The organism is Treponema primitia, from assembly GCF_046533075.1.
In the GTDB taxonomy this organism is placed as follows: Bacteria; Spirochaetota; Spirochaetia; order Treponematales; family Breznakiellaceae; genus Termitinema; species Termitinema primitia_B.
In genome coordinates this window covers 16,511-37,729 of the sequence record NZ_JAJQRB010000046.1, presented here as the reverse complement: position 1 = coordinate 37,729, position 21,219 = coordinate 16,511, and the positions used below count along the sequence as shown (strand labels likewise).

The window sequence follows — 21,219 nt, the reverse complement described above, 5'->3', positions numbered from 1 at the left end:
CTTGACAGAATTCAGGTTATACCGATATATTTATAAAGAGGGATTAAAAATGGACGATAAGAATTTTGTTGCTATTGGGAGAATTATATTTGAAACTCCCGGATTCGATTGGAATATTCCTCATACCCATTTCATTGTTAATAAAACCGCCTTCGGGAACTATGAGTCAACCAATCTTGAGTTTATCCTTGACTCTGTGGGGAGTACCGTCGAGGAATCAGCCCAAAACCTTTCACGTCTTACTGCTAGTTATGTTATGGACATTATAATTAATCGTAAAGGTCATGACGATCTTATCGAAGTTGTAAAAGAGTCGCACATGGAAGATTACTGGGCTGAATATCGCGCTATTGAAATTAAACTTTCCAGAACAAGTTGTTTACCAAGGATGTTTTGGCAAGAAAAAACTGGAAACTGCCTCAAATTTCAAACCCAAGCTATGATGTGATGTTTGAGTTTATTGATAAACCAAGAACCGCAGGTTTCACCATCTTCATCAGAGATGGTCAGCATTGTATTGGAACATTGGCTTTGATAAATCAGTCAAGACGTTTCAGAATACCTGTTGATGATATTATTCTTCATTGTGCTATTCCCTAATGAGCGTCCCCTTGACAGGCCCCGTTCTTTTTGGGTAAACTAAAATTCCTAGATGCGGACGTCATATAACGGTATTATCCAAGCTTCCCAAGCTTGTGACGCGGGTTCGACTCCCGTCGTCCGCTGAAAGCGGAAACCTTTTACGCTGTTCCTCAAGGATATCCAGGCCAGCCCGGTCTACCGGTATCCCTGTTTTCTTTTATTGAAAAAAGGGAAAAAATGGTCAAGATGGATAATTACTTCTTGCCAATACGACAAAAGTGGAAGATACTAGATAAATAAATAGGTGCACTTGTGAATAATTGCGCTATAGTTCCCTGTTTGGGGATATTAAATTAAGGGGTAAGCAATGAACCTTTCGTTTTCTTATAAAGAATACGAGGAATACCTCAAAAAGAAAGACGAGATTAGCAATTCCCGCATTAGACCTGATGGTATGGATTTTTTTGACTGGCTATCATCCGAAAAGGGTGATATGTCTAAAACTCCGGAGGGGCAGCAGCTTATTGCTGCGTTACAATCTATAGATGACTAAAGCAAGCAGGCCGGAAGATTTCCCAATTTTTGGCTCCCTTGGGAGGGACGCCATTGAACGTATGCAAAAAACAATGGAACGTCTTTTGGGGAATCTGGCTACCGTATTACAATTTGATACTACTAAGATCATCATGTCCAAACCTGCTATCTTTGAAATGATTGAAAGGGTGGAAAAACGCCGGGTATATTTCCATGTTTTCTATGACGGGGATAAGATGGGTGAACTTAACGAAGGATCGCTCCTCTGTTATTGGATTTTAAAACTGCATCCTTTTTCCTGTCCTGGGACAGAATCCGATATTCTCAATGCAAAAATTGCCCTGTGCCTTTTTACAAATACTATATATTGCTACCTTCAAGATACTCATAAAAAGAAGGCAGAAATATCTGGTAAATTTGTGAAGGATATTTACTACTCATTCAGATATAGAGAATTGACCAAAGAGTCGATTATGATGTTGGCAGCAAGTCTTTGTATGGCATAGCCTACCGTGGGAAAAGTGACACTTTGCTTGTGACGCGGGTTCGACTCCCGTCGTCCGCTGAAAAGCCGCTACTCAATTGAAAATACAATATACGCCCCTGTTGGAATTTTAGTTTCAGCTTCTACCGACTCCACCCGTGCCCTAGGCGGCCCTTGGTGAAGCCACCGGAGAAACAGATCCAGGTTTTCCTGCGGACCCTCAGCCCAGACATCTACCTCCCCGTCACGGGTGTTTCGTACCCAGCCGGTCAGACGGAGGCGGCTTGCTTCGTTATAAGCGGAATACCGGAACCCCACACCCTGGACTCGGCCCCGAACCTGGGCAAAAAAAGCGGATGGGGGATTTTGATCCGGCGTCGAGAAGCGGCTCACTTAATCCGTTTGTATTCCTTAATCTCTTTCCGCAGCTGCTCCGCCAGTTCCGTCCGGGGCACACGCACCTGTTCCATGGAATCCCGGAAGCGCAGGGTTACTGTGCCGTTATCCTTGGATTCGTAGTCAATGGTGACGCAGAAGGGGGTCCCCGCCTCATCCTGCCGGCGGTAACGCCGCCCTATAGCCCCGGCCTGATCGTAGTCGGTGGCGAAGTCTTCCCGCAGTTCAGCCCGGATATCCTGGGCCAGTTCCGCCAGGCCGTCTTTTTTCATCAGCGGGAGTATCGCTACGGTAATGGGCGCCACCGTGGGGTGGAAACGCAGCACCGTCCGCCAGTCGTCATCGTTGCCCTTATCCGCTACCTTTTCTTCGTCATAGGCATCGCAGAGGATCATCAGCAAAGTCCGGGTAAGGCCCGCCGAGGTTTCGATAATGAAAGGAATATATCGCTCATTACCATTCTCCTGATCGATGTACTGCAGGTCCTTGCCGGAAAATTCCGTGTGCCGCGTTAGGTCATAGTTGGACCGGTTGTGGACACCCTCAAGCTCCTTCCAGCCCATGGGGAAGAGGTACTCAATATCGTAGGCGTCCTTGGCGTAGTGGGCCAGCTCATCCGGCCCGTGCTGGTGCCAGCGCAGGTGGTCCATCTTAACCCCCAGCTTCTCGTAGTAGGCCCAACGCTGCTTTTTCCATTCGTTGAAGGTATCCACATCCGTGCCGGGTTTTACGAAGTACTGCATCTCCATCTGCTCGAATTCGCAGGTGCGGAAAATGAAGTTCTTGGTGACAATCTCGTTCCGGAAGGCCTTGCCAATCTGGGCAATCCCAAAGGGTATCTTCATCCGGTTGGACTGGATGATATTTTTGTAGTTAACGTAAATCCCCTGGGCAGTTTCGGGCCGCAGGTAGATAAGGTTGTTGTCCACCTCTCCGGCCGCCGATTCCACCGGGCCGATATGAGTCTTGAACATGAGGTTGAACTTCCTGGTATCGGTCAGCTCCCCGCCGCAGTCGGGGCACTTCTTTTCCGCCAGGTTTTTCGGATCAATCTGGTCCGCCCGGAACCGGGTCTTGCACTTCTTACAGTCCACCAGGGGATCGGTAAAGTTTTCCACATGCCCCGAGGCCTCCCAAGTCCGGGGGTGCATTAGGATAGCCGCATCCAGGCCCACGATATTGTCGTGCAGCTGGGTCATTTCCCTCCACCAGTTCCGGGAAATACGATTTTTCAGCTCTATCCCCAAAGGCCCGTAATCCCAGGCGCCGTTCTGACCCCCGTAAATCTCCGATGACTGAAACACAAAACCCCGTCTCTTGGCGAGGGACGTGATTTTCTCCATAGTGGCAGGACCTTTATACTCGATTTCCTCTGACATGGATAACTCCAAAAAATTTGATGGTCCGGCGGCTGGCGCCAATGGTTAGGGGCTGCCCCGGACATGGGTTTATTATATAGAAGGGAGTAAGGGCGGGTCAATTAAGCGGGGAAAAGAAGGAAGAACCGCGAAGGCGCCTTTTATGGCTTTTTTGTGGTGGGTTCGGCTTTAGTTTTTCCATAACCACCCGGCTTATAGACTTCTCTTTTATAGCCAAGCCGATCCAATTCACAGGCGAGCAGGTAGTTCACCGAATCGGAAAAGCCCTTTTCACCATGTTTCTTCCCCCCATTCCATCATCGTTCACTGTATCCACATTCCCGCTCTTTTATTGTTACCCTTATTTTCTCTTCGTCGGATTTATTTCAGAAACAGTGGTATAGACTCCAAATAATTCAGTGCAATATAAAGAATTATAGAAACATTGACAGTATAAAAGTAATGACATATAATAGTATTATGAATAATGAGATTCCTTATTTAAAGGACATCGTATCTATAATTTGTTCACTTGTTTCTCCTGATGGGATAATACTCTTTGGCTCTTATGCGCGTGGAGATAATAAGAAAAATAGCGATATTGATTTGTTAATTTTAAAAAAAGGATTAAAAAACGAGCGGGAAATGACTAATAAATTATACAGAGCATTTTTTGATCGAGGAATAAACAAACCGATAGATTTATTGGCCATAGACAATGACAAATATAACATGTTGAGTAAAGAAATTGGATTAATTTATAAAACAATAAAGAATGAAGGAAAAATAATATATGGAGAGATATGAAGCATGGCTGGATAGAGCAAGAAGTAGTTTTGAGTTATCAAAGATAACAGCCAATGAATTAATATATTATGAGGATCTGTGTTTTCAAGCACAGCAGGCCGCCGAAAAAGCATTAAAATGTTTATTAATATATTTTGGTGAGGAACCTGAATTTACACATAATCTCGGTATATTATTAGAATCGTTAACAAAATATACTGAAATACCGGATAACATAAAAGAATTAATAAAATTGAATAATTTTGCTGTTCAAACAAGGTATCCTGGAGAATATGAAGAAATAACAAAAGCAGAATATGCAGAATGCATAAAAATAGCAAACGATTGTATTAATTGGATTGAAGAAATAATAAAACTGAAAGCTGAAATGAGAAAAAATAATACTTAACCCTACATATCCTCCAGCGTCAGACATCGCCCCTCAACTTCGTACCCCGGCAGCGCCTTCTCCTTAAGCCGCTCTATCTTTGCCGCCAGCAGGGTAGGCTTGTATTTCCCCCGCTGCCGTTTTACCTCTACCGCCAGAGCGCGGTTTTTTTCCAGCCCCAGGGCGACAATGTCTATTTCGTTCTGATCATCCCCCGTGGACCCCTTTCGAGCTCCTTCCCACCAGGAACCGATATCCCGATAATTCTGGCTTTCCGCAAGCTGCTGCCTAAAGTACCGTTCCAGGATCCTTCCGGAATAGGTGGTATAGTCGGCTTTAATGATGGAGCGCAGCCCGGTGAAGTTCTTAATTTCAATCATGGAACGATACCGGTCAAAATAGTTGAACCAGAATTGCAGAAAGTTATCGGCAATCTCATACCGCACTGTCTGGGTTCCTTCTTTTGCCAGAATCGGCCGCCGGCGGATAAGGATATTGTAGTCCTCAATCAGCCGTTTTATGTGGCCGCCAATACTCTTGTCGCCCAGAGTGGACGCTATGGCCGGCTGGGTATTGAGCCCCCCCGCCACGGCATCCAGGATAGAGAAGTAGACCCCGTAATTTTTACCGAATTCCTCAATGAGCAGGTACTTTCCTTCTTCAATAAAGGGAGAATTATCCCGAACCATAAAATCGATCATCCCGGGAATACTCAGTCCGGGCTCCTGATTAAGGTTATCGCAAAACATTTCAATGTACTTAGGGATGCCGCCGGTAAAAGCATAGAGCGCCAAAAGCTCATCGTTGCTGTACTTTGGCCGGTAATCCGTCATTATTTTTTTGAGGGTTGTCAGATCAAAGGGCGAAAGTTTAATAATGTTATCCGCCCTGCCGAAAAGGGGTTCCTTAGAATCCTGAAATATCCGCTGCATGAATGAATATACCGAACCGCAGAGAATAAGATGCATACGGCTGCGGTCCTTGTATTGATCCCAAAGATGCTGCATATCGTGATAGACCGAGGGGTTGATGTTCAGAAATTCCTGGAACTCGTCAATCACCAGGGTAAAGGGCCGGCGGGTGGCGAGGTCCATAAGGTATTGAAACAGGACCTGAAAGCGGTTAATCCCTTCGGGTATAAAGACATTGAGGGCCGTGGAAATAGTAGCCGCAAATTCCCCGCAAATAGCGGCTTCATCCTTGCGTCCCACAAAAAGATAGGCCGTGGGTGTTTTTGCGGTTGCCATGGTGATAAGGCTTGTTTTGCCGATACGCCGTCGTCCGGTTATAACGGTCATCCGGGAATGATCCGTAAACGCCAGTTCCCCAATACGGTTCAGTTCTTCAATTTCCTTGGTTCTGCCATAGAATTTCATAATCCCGATACCTTCGTTTTAGTTACCGCCGTAACTGTTACCATGGTAACTAAAATATAATGGGTACAGATTATCCTGTCAAGTTATTCCAATGACCGATGATTCTATCCTGGTAATATTCGTGGAAAATAAAGATATTTTAGTATTTTTTTAAAAGTGGAACCGCCGCAGACCCCGTAGGCCCTGCGGCGGCGGATTGTCCTACCAGCGATTGCTTTCCCGGCGGGGTTTGTCCATTGCTTCGTTTACTTTGATAGCCCGGCCGTCAAGGTCCGTGCTGTTGGTTCCACTGATGGCTGCCTGAGCTTCCGCGTCGGTGCTCATTTCCACAAAGCCGAAACCCTTGGAATTGCCCGTATCCCGATCGGTGATGATTTTGACCGATTCCACTGTACCGAAGGCGGAGAAGAGGCTCCTGAGATTATCTTCGTGGGTATTGTAGGAAAGATTGCCTACATATAATTTTTTAGCCATTTGGCTTCCTTTGCCCGGCCTTTACCGGGTCTTTTGTAGTCCGCTCATCCAGGATAAGCGTTAGCCTGTACAAAACGGTTATCCGTAATGGACAGGATCAAGCTGGGAAGGGACATTCAGGATTTTCCTTTCATGATTGTTAAAGTAGGTAATCCGGATATTTTATAATCGAACTGAAGACCAGTAACTAAAAATAGCAGACTTTCCAAAAGTACTTAGAAAAGATAATAGTAATGTCTGGGAGTTTCCAACTCTTGGAAGAAGTATATGACGGAAAAGAAAGAAATGTCAAGGGGTAAATGAAAGATAATCCATTATTTCCATCACTACCCCCGTTTCCCGCATAAACCCCCTTCAATTTCGACAAAATAGCGCATCCCGGGGACATATTGAAGAGTCCGTTTTCTTCCTTGACATTGGTTCCAAATTCCGATATCCTTAAGCTCTGTTGTCATATACTATAGTGATTGGTTAACTTTGGGAGCGGTGGGTGAGTGGCCGAAACCAACGGTTTGCTAAACCGTCGTACCCTAACCGGGTACCGGGGGTTCGAATCCCCCCTGCTCCGTAAGCTGTAGAATAAAGTATTCTTCCGTTGGCAAAATGTACTAAAAGGAGTGGGGATTCGAACCGGAGTCCCCGCCGACCGGAGGGAGGAAAAGGCGGCATGGATGCCGCCGTCAGGGGACGTAGGCGGTCGGAGGGAGCGGACAGGAAGTCCGCGACCGGAGACCGAATCCCCCCTGCTCCGTAAGCTGTAGAATCTGCCGGAAAGAGCTTCAGATCGCGGATCTGGAGCTCTTTTTATTAGCAAAGCAGGGCCGGATTGCCATGAATCTATAGAACTTGCACGATATTGTATTTTCTTTTTTTTCGTGGTATTATATCCATCAGACAGCGGTTTAAGGTGCCGCAGATCCGGCAAGCCTGTTTCGGCGGCGGCTGGGTTTTTTCTGCTATAAGGGTAAAAACTGCCGATCCCGGCGGAGGCTTTGGTATACCCAAAAAACCTCGCTGGAAGTACAGGTTTCCGGCTTTCTGATGGAGTATAATTAGTTATGATGAATACGGTTGTTAGCCGCTTTAAAATATTTACTAAATACCAGCATTTGTTTTTCCAGCTTGTGGCGAGGAATATAAAACTGCGCTACCGCCGGAGTATACTGGGCTATCTTTGGAGTATACTCAACCCCCTTGGAACTATGATTATTATGACCATAGTATTTTCTGCTATGTTCGCCCGGGGGGTTGCTAATTTTCCGGTATATTTGCTTAGCGGACAGCTGTTGTTTTCCTTTATGATGGGGGCGACTGCCTGGGCATTGCCTTCAATAATAGGAAACGCAGCGCTGTTTAAAAAAATCTATATACCCAAGTATATATTTACCCTATCAGCCGTAACTAGTGAATTTTTTACTATGCTTTTTTCTTTGGGGGCGCTGCTGGTTGTTTTGGCTGTTACTAGGACCCAGCTTACCGTCCGTTTTTTGTTGATCGTTCTGCCAATAATAGAGCTTTATATTTTCTGCCTGGGCTTGGGAATGCTTCTTGCCCCAGTGACGGTTTTTTTCCGGGATACGCAGCATTTATGGAATGTTTTTTGTACCGCATGGATGTACATGACCCCTATTTTCTATCCCGTTGAGATGCTTCCGGAGTGGCTTCGTTCTATTATAACCCGGTTTAACCCCATGTATTTCTATATAGCGGCCTTTCGTGAATTTACGTTGAACAGCGGAGGGGACTGGGTAAGTAATATTTGCCGCGGGGCGGTGGCTGCGGTAATAATGCTATTTGTGGGTATTTTTGTTTTTTCCCGTACTAAGAATAAATTCATACTGTATATGTAGGAGGTCGGTTTTTGGACAATACTATTATCAGGGTTGAAGACGCATCGGTACGTTTTAACATGGCCTCTGAGAAAATAGACAGTATAAAAGAATACTTTATTAAGCTGGCTAAACGTCAGCTTATGTTTCAGGAATTCTTAGCTCTGCAGCATATCACATTTGAGGTAAAAAAAGGAGAATCCTGGGGCATAGTTGGCAGTAACGGGGCGGGAAAATCCACCCTCTTAAAACTTATTTGTGGAGTACTGACTCCGGACAAGGGGTCCGTTATGGTGAACGGGTCAATTGCGCCGATGATAGAGTTGGGAGCAGGGTTTGATCCCGATTTGACCGCAGAAGAAAATATCTATCTGGAGGGAGCGCTCTTGGGATATGACAAGAAATTCATGAAGAATCATTATAATAGAATTGTTGCATTCGCAGAACTTGCGGATTTTATGAAGATGCCCATTAAGAATTATTCTTCTGGAATGCAGGCCCGGATGGCCTTTGCCATAGCAACTCTGGTAATGCCTGATATTCTGATTGTGGATGAGGTTCTTTCCGTGGGTGATGCGGCGTTCCAGAGGAAATGCGAAGCCCGGATACATGAGATGCTTGAAGGGAAAACGACTTTGCTTTTTGTTTCTCACAGCAATGATGTTGTTAAAAGACTCTGTGAAAAAGCAGTATGGCTGCGGAAGGGAGAAATTGCAATGATTGGATCTGCGGAAGAGGTCTGTGATGCATATGCGCAGTATTATCAATGAGGGAGTTTTAAATTGAAAGGTATTATCCTCGCCGGTGGGGCAGGAACCCGTCTTTACCCCATAACAAAGGCCGTATCGAAACAAATTCTGCCCCTTTATGATAAGCCTATGATCTACTACCCGCTTTCGGTTTTGATGCTGGCGGGAATCAGGGATGTGCTTATCATCTCTACACCCAGAGATTTGCCCATGTTTAAGGAATTGTTTGGTTCCGGAAACTGGCTGGGCATGAATTTTGATTATATTGTGCAGGAAAGCCCCCGGGGTCTTGCGGACGCATTTATATTGGGAGCGCGGTTTATTGGGCGGGATACCTGTGCATTGGTGCTTGGAGATAATGTGTTTTATGGCCGGGGTTTTAGTAATACTCTTAAAAGTACTGCTGCTAAGATCGATAAAGGCGGAGGAGGGGCAATATTCGGCTATTATGTTAAGGACCCCGCCGCTTACGGTGTTGTGGAATTTGATGAAAAAGGCAAAGCGCTTTCCATAGAAGAAAAACCCGCCTGTCCAAAGTCCCACTATGCTGTTCCCGGGCTTTATTTTTATGATAATACCGTAGTTGATATCGCCGGGAATATAAAACCTTCTGCCAGGGGGGAGATTGAAATTACTGCGGTGAATAATACCTATCTTGAACAGGGCCGGCTAGCTGTGGAAGTTCTCGGGCGGGGTATGGCTTGGCTTGATACGGGAACCTACGACGGACTTTTGGAGGCGTCTAACTATATTGAAACCATACAAAAACGGCAGGGGATGTATGTTTCCTGTATTGAAGAAATAGCTTATTCCAATGGATGGATAAACAGGGATGCGCTTCTGGAATTAGCCGCTCCATATAAAACCGAATACGGTGAATACTTGCGGTATATCGCGGAGGAGAATTAAATTGCCCTTTACGTTTACATCCTGTCCCATAGAAGGATTATACGAAATACAACCCAGGGTTTTTGGAGATAGCCGGGGGCATTTTTTTGAATGTTGGTCGGAGCGGGATTTTGCAGATGCCGGGTTGCCCTTTCATTTTGTTCAGGACAATCAGTCCCAATCGGCAAAGGGGGTGTTGCGGGGTCTTCATTTTCAGAAAACCCACCCCCAGGGGAAGCTGGTAAGGGCTATTGCGGGTGAAGTATTCGATGTGGCCGTGGATTTACGTCCCGGTTCGCCTACCTTGGGAAAATGGCACGGGGTTACCCTGAGCGGTGAAAAACAAAACTTATTTTATATACCTCCGGGATTTGCCCATGGCTTTCTGGTATTAAGTGAGTTAGCTGTATTCGCCTATAAATGTACCAACTTCTATCATCCCGAAGATGAAGGGGGTATTATATGGAACGATCCTTCCATTGGTATTATCTGGCCGGAGATTGCTGCGGAATATATTTTATCAGAGAAAGACAGGAAACTTCCTAGTTTTTGTATTGGAAATAACCAATGATATGGATTATTGGAAATAGGGGCATGTTGGGAAGGGAGCTTTCGGTGACCCTTGAAAGACATGGGCTTGAATATATTGGTACAGGCAGAGAAGTAGATATAACTAATCCGGATGCTCTGTCTGCATTCGTAGAGAATCAAAAAGCCCCCTTTAAATGGATTGTTAACTGTTCTGCCTATACCGCAGTAGATAAGGCGGAGGATGATGCAGTTATTTGTCGCAAATTAAACATTGATGGTTCTGGTAATATTGCTAAGGTAGCAAAAAAAATCGGTGCAAATCTGATCTATATCTCTACCGACTATGTCTTTGATGGGAAAGGGATAATCGGTTCTTTTGGGGTTCGCCCCTATAAGGAAGAGGATCATACAAGCCCTAACGGTGTTTATGCACAATCAAAGCGGGATGGGGAAAACAGGGTTCTACAGGAAAATGACAGATCCTATATAATCAGAACCGCATGGCTTTACGGTAAATATAGAAAAAATTTTGTGTATACTATGCTGAGTTTGATGAAAGAAAAGGATATGATTTCTGTGGTTAATGATCAGCGGGGGAGCCCTACCTGGACTTATGATCTGGCGGAAACGATTACTGCGTTTATAAAAAAAGCTGGTACCGTTTCTTTCGGGTTATATCATTATACCAATGAAGGTAATATAACTTGGTTTGATTTTGCACAAGAAATATATGCTAAGGGAAAAAGACTGGGAATACTAACAAAAAACTGTATGGTAAGTCCCTGCACCAGTGTAGAGTTTCCGACAAGGGCAAAACGCCCCGCTTATTCGGTTCTTGATAAGACGAAGGTTAAAAAGACATTAGGAATTGACATTCCTGATTGGAATATCAGCTTAGGAGAATTTCTTAAAATATGCGAAGTTTAAAGAATATCCTTATTACCGGCGGCGCAGGATTTATCGGTTGTAACTTTATCAGGACTTTGTTGGAAAAAACACCTGAATTTAAAGGCAAAATTATTAACCTTGATGTTCTGACCTATGCAGGAAATCCCGCAAGCCTAAAGGATGTTGAAGATCGTTTTGGCGGGAAGCGTTATTTTTTTGAGCGGGGCAATATTTGCACTAGGGATATAACTGAACAGGTTTTTAAAAAATACAATATTGACACAGTGGTCCATTTTGCCGCAGAAAGCCATGTAGATCGTTCTATCTTAGGGCCGGAGGCGTTTGTAAAAACTAATGTAACGGGAACCTTTACTCTGCTTGAAACAGCACGAAATTGCTGGAGTAAAGACGGAGCAATGCGGCAGGATGTTCTCTTTCACCACATAAGCACCGACGAAGTATATGGCTCCCTTGGGGGGACTGGGTATTTTACAGAAACTACTCCCTACGACCCCCGTTCTCCCTATTCGGCTAGCAAGGCCTCAAGCGATCATCTGGTTATGGCTTATAACCATACCTACGGACTACCGGTAACCCTTTCAAACTGTTCCAATAACTATGGCCCCTATCAATTTCCGGAAAAACTCATACCCCTTATGATTCTTAATATGATTGAGGGTAAACCCCTTCCTGTTTATGGGGACGGAAGAAATATACGGGACTGGGTTTATGCGGAGGATCATAATAGGGCTGTTTGGACCATATTGAATACGGGTAAAACCGGGGAAAAGTACAACATAGGCGGGGAAAACGAGTGGGAGAATATTCAACTGCTTAATACCTTAATTGATATTGTATCGAAAAAAGCTGGGTTGGATCAGGCAAAGGTTCGGGAGACAATTACCTATGTAAAAGACCGGCCCGGCCATGATCGTCGTTACGCCATAAACTGTTCTAAGCTCAAGAAGGAACTGGGCTGGAAGCAAGAGGTGAGTTTTGATGATGGTCTTGATAAAACGGTGAGCTGGTATCTAGCAAATAAAGAATGGATAGAAGGAATACGGAGCGGGGAATATAAAAATTGGATAGAAAAAAACTATGGTGAGCGAAGAATATGAAACGGCTTCTTCTTTTTGTTCATTTTAATAAATATGATGGTCTGTCCGATTATATTTTGTATCTGTTGGAACATATAAAACATATCTATAGTCGTATTGTGTTTATTTCAAACAGTGTTATTTCAGAAGATCAAAAGATCAAAGTGGCGAAGTTATGTAATGCCATAATCTTAAGGGAAAATAAAGGTTATGACTTTGCAGCTTGGAAAGAAGGACTGCTTAAAGAAACTTGGGATGTTTTAACTCAATATGACAATGTAACCCTGATGAATGATACCTGTTTTGGGCCCCTTTTTGATATTGAACCAATTTATAATAGATTTGAAGATCAATCCCTTGATTTTTGGGGAATGACAAATTGTCCTTATGCAAATAATGGTATGCCGGGGACTAATGATGCAATACCTGAACACGTACAAAGTTATTTTATTTGTTTTAAAAATAAAGTTTTACAATCAAAGGTATTCCGGACATTCTGGGAAAACGTTCAAATTGAAACGAAGGTGGAAAATGTAATACAAAAATATGAAACTCGGTTAACTGGAATTCTGGGGAAAACCGGTTTTATTTATACAACTCTGTATGACACAAATATACGAACCGGAATTACACATCACCCTGATCTTGCAACTTGGTATCCTGATTTATGTATCAACAACAAAGTTCCCTTTGTTAAAGTAAAATCATTTATTCGATTTCCTCATCCCAAATATATACTAAAACTTATACAGGAGAAATCAGAGTATCCTGTTTCGCTTATACAGGATGCAATTTCAGATAGCTATGATCCATTTACAGCGCTCCTTGTATGTGATAAACTGATACCTGCTCGAGTTAATCGGGAATTACCGGAAACCAGCTTAAAAATAGCGGTACATTTGCATGTTTTTTATCTGGATCTTTTTGAGCAATATTTTATTTATTTCGATTCCTTTTTATTCAATTTTGATTTATTTATAACAACAGATACACTGGAAAAATCAAAAGAAATAAGTGATTGTTTGGAAAGTCATGTCACCGCGAAGAAAATAAAAGAAATAATTATAACCGAAAATCGTGGAAGGGATATTATTCCCTGGCTTTCCATTGGGGACAGGCTTGCAGACTATGATATTGTAGGACATTTTCACACAAAGCGATCCCCGGTTGCGGAAGAATGGTCGGGTATCACATGGCAGCAGGAAATAAACGATTTATTACTTAGGCCTATTAATGAGATTGTAAATATTTTTAATACCAACAGTAAAATAGGAATTATTATTCCCGAGTTACCTTTTATTTTTCATATCCCAATTCCTTTACGCTTTTCTTATGAAAAAAATATGCAAGTAACCATGCAAGGGCTTTGGAGAAAAATGGAGTGTAGGAAAGACATAAACTTCGAAGTCCTTATGACGCCAATAATGTCCTGTGGAACTATGTTTTGGTATAGACCGGAAGCATTGCGGCGCTTATTTCAATTAAAAATATCCATGGAAGAAGTCCCTCCGGAACCATTAACAATTGATGGAACGCTGCTTCATTGTATCGAGCGTATAGTAGTCTATCTTGCCTGGAATGAAGGGTTTGATTATAGGATTATGGTACCTGAATCGCAAAAAATAAGCGGTTTTGTGGATAATCTTATGCTTAATCAACAATTTGTAATAAATGAACAACTAAGAAATGAAAAAATAATGATCCTACGATCAAGATCTTATAGGCTCTCAAGGGTTTTATTAGTTCCTTTAAGGGTTTTCAGGAAGATAATTAATTTTATCTTGAAGTGATCAATTGATTTTATTATAAGAGGTTTATATGAAGAAAATATGTATAATTGGTGGATGTGGTCACGTGGGCATACCATTGGGGTTAGCCCTTGCCAGCCGAAAATTTAATGTTACATTAGTTGATATCAATGAAGATGCAGTTAAAAAAATTAATAATTGCGTTCTACCATTTAAGGAAGAGGGAGCTGAAAATATTCTTAAAGCTCATATTTCAAAAAACCTTGTTGCCGTAACTGATAAAGCAAAAATAAAAGAACAGGATGTTGTTATTTTTGTTACCGGTACACCTGTTGATGAACATCATAATCCTAAAGTACAGGATGTATTAAAAGTTATATCCTCATATCTCCCCTTGATGAATAAAAATCAATTGGTTATATTACGGAGCACTATTTTCCCTGGAACAACAGAATTAATTACACGGTTACTAAAGGAACATTTTGGTCTGGCAAATTTGGCGTTTTGTCCGGAGCGTATACTGCAGGGAAAGGGGGTTGAGGAAATATTTAATTTACCACAGATTATTGCGGCCGTATCAGAGGAAGCGTATCGGGAAGCGGAGGGTATTTTTTCTTTGATAAGTCCTAAAATTATACGTTTAGAAAGTAAAGAAGCGGAATTAGTTAAACTAATAACCAATACCTGGCGGTATCTTGAATTTGCGGCGGCAAATGCCTTTTATATGATGGTTGAAAATGACGGGGTTGATTTCTATAAAGTTTATAATGCGTTAAAAGAAGACTACCCCCGGGCCGCCAATTTCCCCAAGGCCGGACTTGCGGCAGGTCCGTGTCTTTTCAAGGATACTATGCAGCTTTCCGCATATTATCAAAATAATTTCTTTCTTGGACAATCGGCTATGCTGATAAATGAAGGATTACCTAATTTTCTTGTAATGCAATTGGAAAAGAAAATAGGCTCCCTGGTAAATAAAAATATTGCATTATTGGGGATGACATTTAAGGCGAATAATGATGATATTAGGGAAAGTTTATCCTTCAAGATTAAAAAACTATTGGAATTCAAAATGGCTAAAGTGCTTATACACGATCCATATGTAGATAATATTAGTCCTCTTGATGAAATTCTTGAAAAAGCGGAAGGTATTATTCTGGGTACACCTCATAATGAGTATAAACAAATTTATCCCAAGGTCCCTTTTGTGGATTGTTGGGGATTATGGTATAAGGATTAAAACATGAAAATTTTGGTAACAGGCTCATCCGGTTTCATTTGTGGTTATCTTGTGGAAGAATTGCTTCAGCATGGACATACTGTTGTTGGAATAGATAATTACTCAAAGTATGGAGCTGTTAAGAAATCCTACGACAATCATCCAAATTATCAGTTTCATCAAGGGGATACGAAGGATGCTTCTCTCCTAAAAAAACTGGCGGCAGATTGTGATCAGATATTAGCGGCAGCCGCGATGATTGGCGGTATATCTTACTTTCATGCGCAAGCGTATGATCTTTTAGCGGAAAATGAGCGGATAATGGCAGCAACATTCGATGCCGCCATTTGGGCATATAAAAATAAGAAGCTTCAAAAAATTAATGTATTAAGCTCCAGTATGGTATATGAAAATGCAGTTTCGTTTCCCAGCAAAGAAAATGATGTACGAAAATGTCCTCCCCCCTTAAGTACCTACGGCTTTCAAAAACTGGCATGTGAATATTATTGTCAGGGGGCCAACGAACAATACGGACTTCCGTATACGATAATTCGGCCCTTTAATTGTGTTGGTACCGGCGAAAAAAGAGCATTATGCGATAAAGAGATATACTCAGGAAATATACAGCTTGCCATGAGTCACGTAGTGCCCGACTTGGTACAAAAGATTGTAAAAGGACAGGATCCTCTTCATATTTTGGGAGCGGGAAATCAGATTCGGCATTATACGTATGCGGGAGATCTGGCCAGAGGCATTAGATTGTGTATCGAACACCCTAAGGCGGTAAATGAGGATTTTAATCTATCAACACCGGAATCAACAACGGTGTTGGAGTTAGCGGAAACAATTTGGAAAAAGCTTAACCCCCAAAAGCCCTTTACATATATTTCTGATACGCCTTATAAGTATGATGTTCAAAAACGGGTTCCTTCGGTACAGAAAGCACAGGATTTCCTTGGGTTTACTGCAGAAACCAAACTTGATAAAATATTGGATGAAGTAATCCCATGGATTGTAGAGCAAGTTAAAATAGGCGGGATTTAAATATGTTGCCTTCTCCCCCCTCCCCCGAAGATGCCAATCTTCAAGTATTATATGACAATAGGTTTAAGGCAAATGCGAAAAGCAAACAAAAGATTTGGGATGTTCTTTGCAAACATTTTTTCCAACGGTTCATCCCAGAAGAAAGCTGTGTGTTGGATATTGCTGCTGGAAACTGCGAATTTATTAACTATATTAAAGCACATGAAAAGATAGCGTTTGATCGTAATTCTGATATATATCGCTATGCAGATCAGGATGTCCGGGCTATAAACGACAACTTTTTTAATATGGGGAAATATATAAAAAAAAATATTGATATTATATTCGCTTCCAATTTACTTGAACATCTTGATTCTAAGGAACAGGTATTGGCTGCAATTAAATTGTGTTATGATTATTTAGTTTATGGGGGAAAATTACTGATTTTGCAGCCCAACATTAAATACGTTAAAGGGGCGTATTGGGATTTTATCGATCATAAAATCCCATTAACTGAGAAATCACTTATCGAAGCAGGACAGCTTTGCGGATTTAGTGTGTCATATGTTATAGCGCGCTTTTTACCATATACCACGAAATCAAGGATGCCGCAGCATCCGTTGCTGGTTTTTTTATATTTGAAAATACCCTTTATAAGGCTTCTACTTGGTCAGCAATCTTTTGTTGTATTGGAAAAACAACAATGAGACCCTTGACAATTATTATTCCTGTTTACAATGAAGCGGAAAACATTAAAATAGTAATTGAACATATTGAACTGGAAGTTCATATACCGCATATAGTTAATATTATTTATGATGCCGATGAAGATACTACAGTTCCCGTGGTACAGGAGATAAGAAAAACCTATGAAAATGTTAATTTAGTAAAAAATAAATATGGGAACGGCGTTTTGAATGCCATTAAAACAGGGCTTGAAGAGGTTACAAGTACATATGCCATTGTTACAATGGCCGATTTATCCGATCCTCCTGATGTAATTAATAAGATGTATAATATGGCGGAACAGTATAATGCTGATATCGTATGTGGGTCTCGGTATATGAAAGGTGGAAAGCAATGCGGAGGACCGGCTATTAAAGGACTATTGTCCCGGCTTGCAGGTTTAACGCTGCATTATTTTGCAAAATTGCCGACCCATGATGCGACAAACAGTTTTAAATTATACCGTACTTCTTTTTTAAAGGATCAAGTATTCGAAAGTACCGGCGGCTTTGAAATAGGTATAGAACTCGTCTCAAAAGCCTATGTACAGGGAAGAATGATCTGTGAAACACCAACTATATGGACAGATCGCGTTGCAGGAAAATCCAATTTTAAATTGATGGCATGGTTAAAAAATTATTTAAAATGGTACTTCTATGCCTTTAAGCGGCAATAGTGAAAATGAGAAAAATATGGTAAATAATATTCACAATGTATCAGAAATGCCGACAATTCCCAAAAATACAAAAAGAATTCTTTTATTATTCAGTATTATTGGGATAGTAGGCTGCCTTTTAATACTTATCCCTCAGGTGAGAAATGCGATTATTCTATTTGGCGAACGATTTATTGTGCATCGAAAACTAAATAATTCAGTTTGGAACGGAATATTAATTCAAGTGTCAAGCTCAATTTTACTCCTTTTTTTCTTTGGTTTTATTTTTTCAAAAAGCCATCAAAATTTTTTATTATTATTACCTATAATATTTGGTTATTTGGTTGTTGCTATTTATGGTGTCAATATCTTGTACTGGGATGAATGGAACCTGCCGGTATTTATAAATGGCATTCTTGAACATGGCATCCGTTTTAAAGACTTTGTTTCCCAACATAATGAACATAGATTGGTTTTTCCGAAAATAGTATTCCTTATAATTGGGTTAATATTCCATATTAATAGCAAAGTGTATATGTATGTTTCATGGATTCTTAATTCTTTTATATATCTAAGCTTAATAAGTTATTTAAAGCATATAACGAAAAATCAGAATAGTAAAATGAATATATTTATAGCTTTATTATTAGGATTTATTGTGTTTGATACTATACAGATTGAAAATTTGCTTTGGGGATTTCAGATTGGATTCATAATGGTAAATTGTTTTGCTGTTTTAAGTTTTTATTTATTTCATATATGGACTTTTTCCAATAAAAATAAGTATTTAATATTTTCACTTATCGCTGCAGTTGTTTCCGCTTTTTCTGCATTGCATGGATTATTCGTATTACCCGTAATATTGTGTATTATGGGTATAGATTCTTTTTCAAAAAAAGAGTTTGTCGCAAAAAATTATATATACATTTTAATTCCTTTAATTTTTGTTTATACATTTTATTTTTATAACTATCATAAAGTTCCTTATCATCCTGACTATTTTGGCGCACCTTTGTATAAATTACCGCTATATTTTTTTTGCGTATTGGGTTCCCCTCTTATCCCGCGCTATTACAATCAGTTTGATCTTGTTTTCCGCACAGTATTTATGGGTTTTATTATATTTTCAACCAATATTATTATTACAATATATTTAATCAGAAAGAAAAAAGTCAATATGAATATATTTCCTCTTTGTTTAATATATTTTAGTTTTGTCTTTTGTGCTTCATTAACGATGGGAAGGGTTGGATTTGGCATAGGACAAGCTTTGTCTTTGAGATATACGTCATGCGTATTGTTGGGCATAGCCGGTTTAGTATTAATTATATTTAACGAATTTATTATTAATAATAGAAAACAATTTGTAGCGTATGGTTTATTTGCACTGTTTTTTTTGATAATGGCTCAAAACACTGATTTTTCTTCTCTTAGGAACTACTCTGAATTAAGAAAGATGCAGCAAAATATACTCCTTGATTATAGGAACCAACCATTGGAAAATTTAAAAAATATTCGTTCGTGGAATGATTATGAATCCGCAAAAGAAAGAATAGAACTCATTGAAAGCCACAAATGGTCTGTTTTTTTCGAAAAATAAAATGGGGTATTGTTGAATATTTTAACGCGGTATAATGAAGACAACAGCTTATGAAACGAATATTGTTATTTGTCCATTATAATAAATATAATAACCCTGCAGATTATGTTATATATCTTTTAGAACATATAAAACATATATATAGCCGTATTGTTTTTATTTCAAATAGTCCAATTTCAGAAGCATACGAAGAAAACCTTAGGATCATCTGTAATACTATTATAGTACGCGAGAATAAGGGATTTGATTTTGGGGCTTGGAAAGACGGGATATGTCAGGAGACTTGGGGTGTATTAGAACAGTACGACAATCTTACCCTGATGAACGATACCTGTTTTGGGCCATTGTTTGATATGGAACCAATATATCAAACAATGGAAAACCGGGATCCTGATTTTTGGGGCCTTACTGTTTTTCCGGCTTCGAGTCATGGGATGCCGGGTACGCACGGACCTATACCCGAACATATTCAAAGTTATTTTATTTGTTTAAGTAATAGAGTGGTTAAATCGGAAATATTTAGAAAATTTTGGCAGAATGTACAATATGAAATAAATGTTGAGAAAGTAATCAGAAAATATGAAACCCAGTTAACCTTAATTCTTCAAAGAGCAGGGTTTAATTATACTGTTCTTTACAATACTTTAAAGCAATCAGGTATTATGTATCATTCTGATTTATCTACATGGTACCCGGATCTGTGTTTAGCTAATGATGTCCCATTCATTAAAGTAAAATCATTTATTAAATTTCCCAATCCTAAATATATTAAAGAACTTGTGAATGAGAAAACGGATTATCCGGTTTCACTTATTGATGATCATGTTTTTAAAATATATAATCCAAATGTTTCGCTTAGTATTAATAATAAATTAATTGCAGCACGGTTGAGCGGTGATAGTGTAAATGTGCCGCAAAAGATAGCGATACATTTACATGTTTATTTTATAGATGTTTTTAAGCAATATATAACTCTTTTAGATGGGCTTAAAATTCGATTTTCTTTATTTATAACTACCGATACATTGGAGAAAAAGGAAAAAATAAAAAGCTATCTTATCGGACATATTTCCGGTAGGAGTCTAATAGAAATAATTAATATTGAAAACAGGGGACGTGATATTATCCCCTGGTTATCAATTGAAGAAAAACTGAGGGAATTTGATATTGTAGGGCATTTTCATACAAAGAAATCTTCTACTTCAGAAGCCTGGACGGGTTTAAGCTGGCAAAAAGAGATATTTAATTTATTGATAAAGCCAACAGATGAAATAATTAAAACATTTAATGTCAATGACAAGATTGGTATTATTATTCCGGAGATCCCTTTTTATTTTCATATATTTAGCCCCCTACATTTTTCTCGGGAAAGAAGGATGCAGAAAATAATGGAGCAGCTATGGATAAAGATGGGCTGCAGGAAAGAGCTGGATTTTAAAGCACTTTTGACCGCGATAATGCCCTGTGGTACAATGTTTTGGTATAGACCTAACGCCTTAAAGCCGTTGTTTGAACTGCAATTAAAAGCCCAGGATGTTCCCGCTGAACCGATAATGGATGGAACTATACTTCACTGTTTAGAGCGTATGCTTGTTTATATAGCCTGGAATGAAGGATTTGATTACCGGATAATGGCGTCCGAGTCCAGGGATATTAGTTACTTTGAAGATAATATTTTGCTTAATGGTTTAATGAATAGCAGGGTTTACCGCTTGTTTAACCTATTCTCACCCCTTAAGAGTGTAGTATTTTCATTAAGACAGCATGGTATATGTATTACATTAAATAGAATACTGCTGCGTCTTAAGAATATCTTTTAATCAAAATAGTTATATGTGAAGGGATTTAGCGTATTTGCTGAAAATTCAATAAAACTTCAAAAGGAAAACAT

General features: G+C 40.3%; 22 protein-coding genes and 2 tRNA genes. 20 read left to right on the top strand and 4 right to left on the bottom strand.

Going from position 1 to position 21,219, the window contains the following annotated elements; all coding sequences use genetic code 11:
- Positions 1 to 49: 49 nt before the first annotated feature.
- The 4 genes from LQZ19_RS09250 to LQZ19_RS09235 all read left to right on the top strand — a co-directional run bounded on the left by LQZ19_RS09250 (position 50) and on the right by LQZ19_RS09235 (position 1,622).
- Positions 50 to 448, top strand: coding sequence for a hypothetical protein (locus LQZ19_RS09250; protein WP_411047388.1), 399 nt, complete (start codon positions 50 to 52; stop codon positions 446 to 448).
- Positions 449 to 654: 206 nt separating this feature from the next.
- Positions 655 to 725: transfer RNA gene (locus LQZ19_RS09245), tRNA-Gly, on the top strand.
- 224 nt (positions 726 to 949) lie between these two features.
- On the top strand, positions 950 to 1,135 hold the full coding sequence (locus LQZ19_RS09240) for a hypothetical protein (protein WP_411047387.1): 186 nt from the start codon (positions 950 to 952) through the stop codon (positions 1,133 to 1,135).
- On the top strand, positions 1,128 to 1,622 hold the full coding sequence (locus LQZ19_RS09235; protein WP_411047386.1) for a hypothetical protein: 495 nt from the start codon (positions 1,128 to 1,130) through the stop codon (positions 1,620 to 1,622). The genes LQZ19_RS09240 and LQZ19_RS09235 overlap by 8 nt, the downstream gene beginning before the upstream one ends.
- 68 nt (positions 1,623 to 1,690) lie before the next feature.
- Here the strand turns inward: LQZ19_RS09235 and LQZ19_RS09230 are convergent, their stop codons facing one another.
- Together LQZ19_RS09230 and LQZ19_RS09225 are read right to left on the bottom strand one after the other, a co-directional pair.
- Positions 1,691 to 1,993 (bottom strand): acylphosphatase, encoded by a 303-nt coding sequence (locus LQZ19_RS09230; protein ID WP_411047385.1) that lies wholly within the window; start codon positions 1,991 to 1,993, stop codon positions 1,691 to 1,693.
- The gene (locus LQZ19_RS09225) at positions 1,990 to 3,375 is read right to left on the bottom strand and encodes a glycine--tRNA ligase (RefSeq protein WP_411047384.1); all 1,386 of its coding nucleotides are present in this window, start codon (positions 3,373 to 3,375) and stop codon (positions 1,990 to 1,992) included. The genes LQZ19_RS09230 and LQZ19_RS09225 overlap by 4 nt, the downstream gene beginning before the upstream one ends.
- Positions 3,376 to 3,834: 459 nt before the next feature.
- Between LQZ19_RS09225 and LQZ19_RS09220 the strand changes: the two genes are divergently transcribed.
- The gene (locus tag LQZ19_RS09220; RefSeq protein ID WP_411047383.1) at positions 3,835 to 4,161 is read left to right on the top strand and encodes a nucleotidyltransferase domain-containing protein; all 327 of its coding nucleotides are present in this window, start codon (positions 3,835 to 3,837) and stop codon (positions 4,159 to 4,161) included.
- Positions 4,148 to 4,549 carry a HEPN domain-containing protein gene (locus LQZ19_RS09215; RefSeq protein ID WP_411047382.1) on the top strand — a complete coding sequence of 134 codons (402 nt, stop codon included), beginning with the start codon at positions 4,148 to 4,150 and terminating at the stop codon, positions 4,547 to 4,549. The genes LQZ19_RS09220 and LQZ19_RS09215 overlap by 14 nt, the downstream gene beginning before the upstream one ends.
- Positions 4,550 to 4,551: 2 nt before the next feature.
- Here LQZ19_RS09215 and LQZ19_RS09210 read toward each other — a convergent pair whose 3' ends face one another.
- Together LQZ19_RS09210 and LQZ19_RS09205 are read right to left on the bottom strand one after the other, a co-directional pair.
- Complete coding sequence (locus tag LQZ19_RS09210) at positions 4,552 to 5,904, bottom strand: ATP-binding protein (RefSeq protein ID WP_411047381.1); 1,353 nt, start codon at positions 5,902 to 5,904, stop codon at positions 4,552 to 4,554.
- A 201-nt stretch (positions 5,905 to 6,105) separates the two neighbouring features.
- Entirely contained in the window at positions 6,106 to 6,378 is a 273-nt protein-coding gene (locus LQZ19_RS09205; RefSeq protein WP_010253880.1) for an RNA-binding regulator, read from the bottom strand.
- A 480-nt stretch (positions 6,379 to 6,858) separates the two neighbouring features.
- Between LQZ19_RS09205 and LQZ19_RS09200 the strand changes: the two genes are divergently transcribed.
- From LQZ19_RS09200 to LQZ19_RS09135, 14 genes are all read left to right on the top strand, one after another.
- Positions 6,859 to 6,946: transfer RNA gene (locus LQZ19_RS09200), tRNA-Ser, on the top strand.
- Between the two features lie 490 nt (positions 6,947 to 7,436).
- The gene (locus LQZ19_RS09195) at positions 7,437 to 8,228 is read left to right on the top strand and encodes an ABC transporter permease (protein ID WP_411047380.1); all 792 of its coding nucleotides are present in this window, start codon (positions 7,437 to 7,439) and stop codon (positions 8,226 to 8,228) included.
- Between the two features lie 11 nt (positions 8,229 to 8,239).
- Positions 8,240 to 8,977, top strand: coding sequence for an ABC transporter ATP-binding protein (locus tag LQZ19_RS09190; RefSeq protein ID WP_411047379.1), 738 nt, complete (start codon positions 8,240 to 8,242; stop codon positions 8,975 to 8,977).
- Positions 8,978 to 8,989: 12 nt separating this feature from the next.
- Positions 8,990 to 9,865, top strand: a complete 876-nt coding sequence (gene rfbA / locus LQZ19_RS09185; protein ID WP_411047378.1) for a glucose-1-phosphate thymidylyltransferase RfbA — start codon at positions 8,990 to 8,992, stop codon at positions 9,863 to 9,865.
- Position 9,866: 1 nt separating this feature from the next.
- On the top strand, positions 9,867 to 10,415 hold the full coding sequence (gene rfbC / locus LQZ19_RS09180) for a dTDP-4-dehydrorhamnose 3,5-epimerase (protein ID WP_411047377.1): 549 nt from the start codon (positions 9,867 to 9,869) through the stop codon (positions 10,413 to 10,415).
- Positions 10,412 to 11,302 carry a dTDP-4-dehydrorhamnose reductase gene (gene rfbD / locus LQZ19_RS09175; protein ID WP_411047376.1) on the top strand — a complete coding sequence of 297 codons (891 nt, stop codon included), beginning with the start codon at positions 10,412 to 10,414 and terminating at the stop codon, positions 11,300 to 11,302. Before rfbC ends, rfbD begins: the two co-directional genes overlap by 4 nt.
- Positions 11,290 to 12,381, top strand: coding sequence for a dTDP-glucose 4,6-dehydratase (rfbB, locus tag LQZ19_RS09170; protein WP_411047375.1), 1,092 nt, complete (start codon positions 11,290 to 11,292; stop codon positions 12,379 to 12,381). The genes rfbD and rfbB overlap by 13 nt, the downstream gene beginning before the upstream one ends.
- On the top strand, positions 12,378 to 14,150 hold the full coding sequence (locus LQZ19_RS09165; RefSeq protein ID WP_411047374.1) for a rhamnan synthesis F family protein: 1,773 nt from the start codon (positions 12,378 to 12,380) through the stop codon (positions 14,148 to 14,150). Before rfbB ends, LQZ19_RS09165 begins: the two co-directional genes overlap by 4 nt.
- 28 nt (positions 14,151 to 14,178) lie before the next feature.
- Positions 14,179 to 15,345: a nucleotide sugar dehydrogenase gene (locus tag LQZ19_RS09160; RefSeq protein WP_411047373.1), complete on the top strand. Its 1,167-nt coding sequence runs from the start codon at positions 14,179 to 14,181 to the stop codon at positions 15,343 to 15,345.
- A gap of 3 nt (positions 15,346 to 15,348) precedes the next feature.
- Positions 15,349 to 16,368: an NAD-dependent epimerase/dehydratase family protein gene (locus LQZ19_RS09155; RefSeq protein ID WP_411047372.1), complete on the top strand. Its 1,020-nt coding sequence runs from the start codon at positions 15,349 to 15,351 to the stop codon at positions 16,366 to 16,368.
- Positions 16,369 to 16,370: 2 nt separating this feature from the next.
- On the top strand, positions 16,371 to 17,054 hold the full coding sequence (locus LQZ19_RS09150) for a class I SAM-dependent methyltransferase (RefSeq protein ID WP_411047371.1): 684 nt from the start codon (positions 16,371 to 16,373) through the stop codon (positions 17,052 to 17,054).
- A gap of 5 nt (positions 17,055 to 17,059) precedes the next feature.
- Positions 17,060 to 17,749, top strand: a complete 690-nt coding sequence (locus LQZ19_RS09145; RefSeq protein WP_411047370.1) for a glycosyltransferase — start codon at positions 17,060 to 17,062, stop codon at positions 17,747 to 17,749.
- Positions 17,730 to 19,328, top strand: a complete 1,599-nt coding sequence (locus LQZ19_RS09140) for a hypothetical protein (protein ID WP_411047369.1) — start codon at positions 17,730 to 17,732, stop codon at positions 19,326 to 19,328. Before LQZ19_RS09145 ends, LQZ19_RS09140 begins: the two co-directional genes overlap by 20 nt.
- A gap of 50 nt (positions 19,329 to 19,378) precedes the next feature.
- The gene (locus LQZ19_RS09135; RefSeq protein ID WP_411047368.1) at positions 19,379 to 21,148 is read left to right on the top strand and encodes a rhamnan synthesis F family protein; all 1,770 of its coding nucleotides are present in this window, start codon (positions 19,379 to 19,381) and stop codon (positions 21,146 to 21,148) included.
- Positions 21,149 to 21,219: the final 71 nt, after the last annotated feature.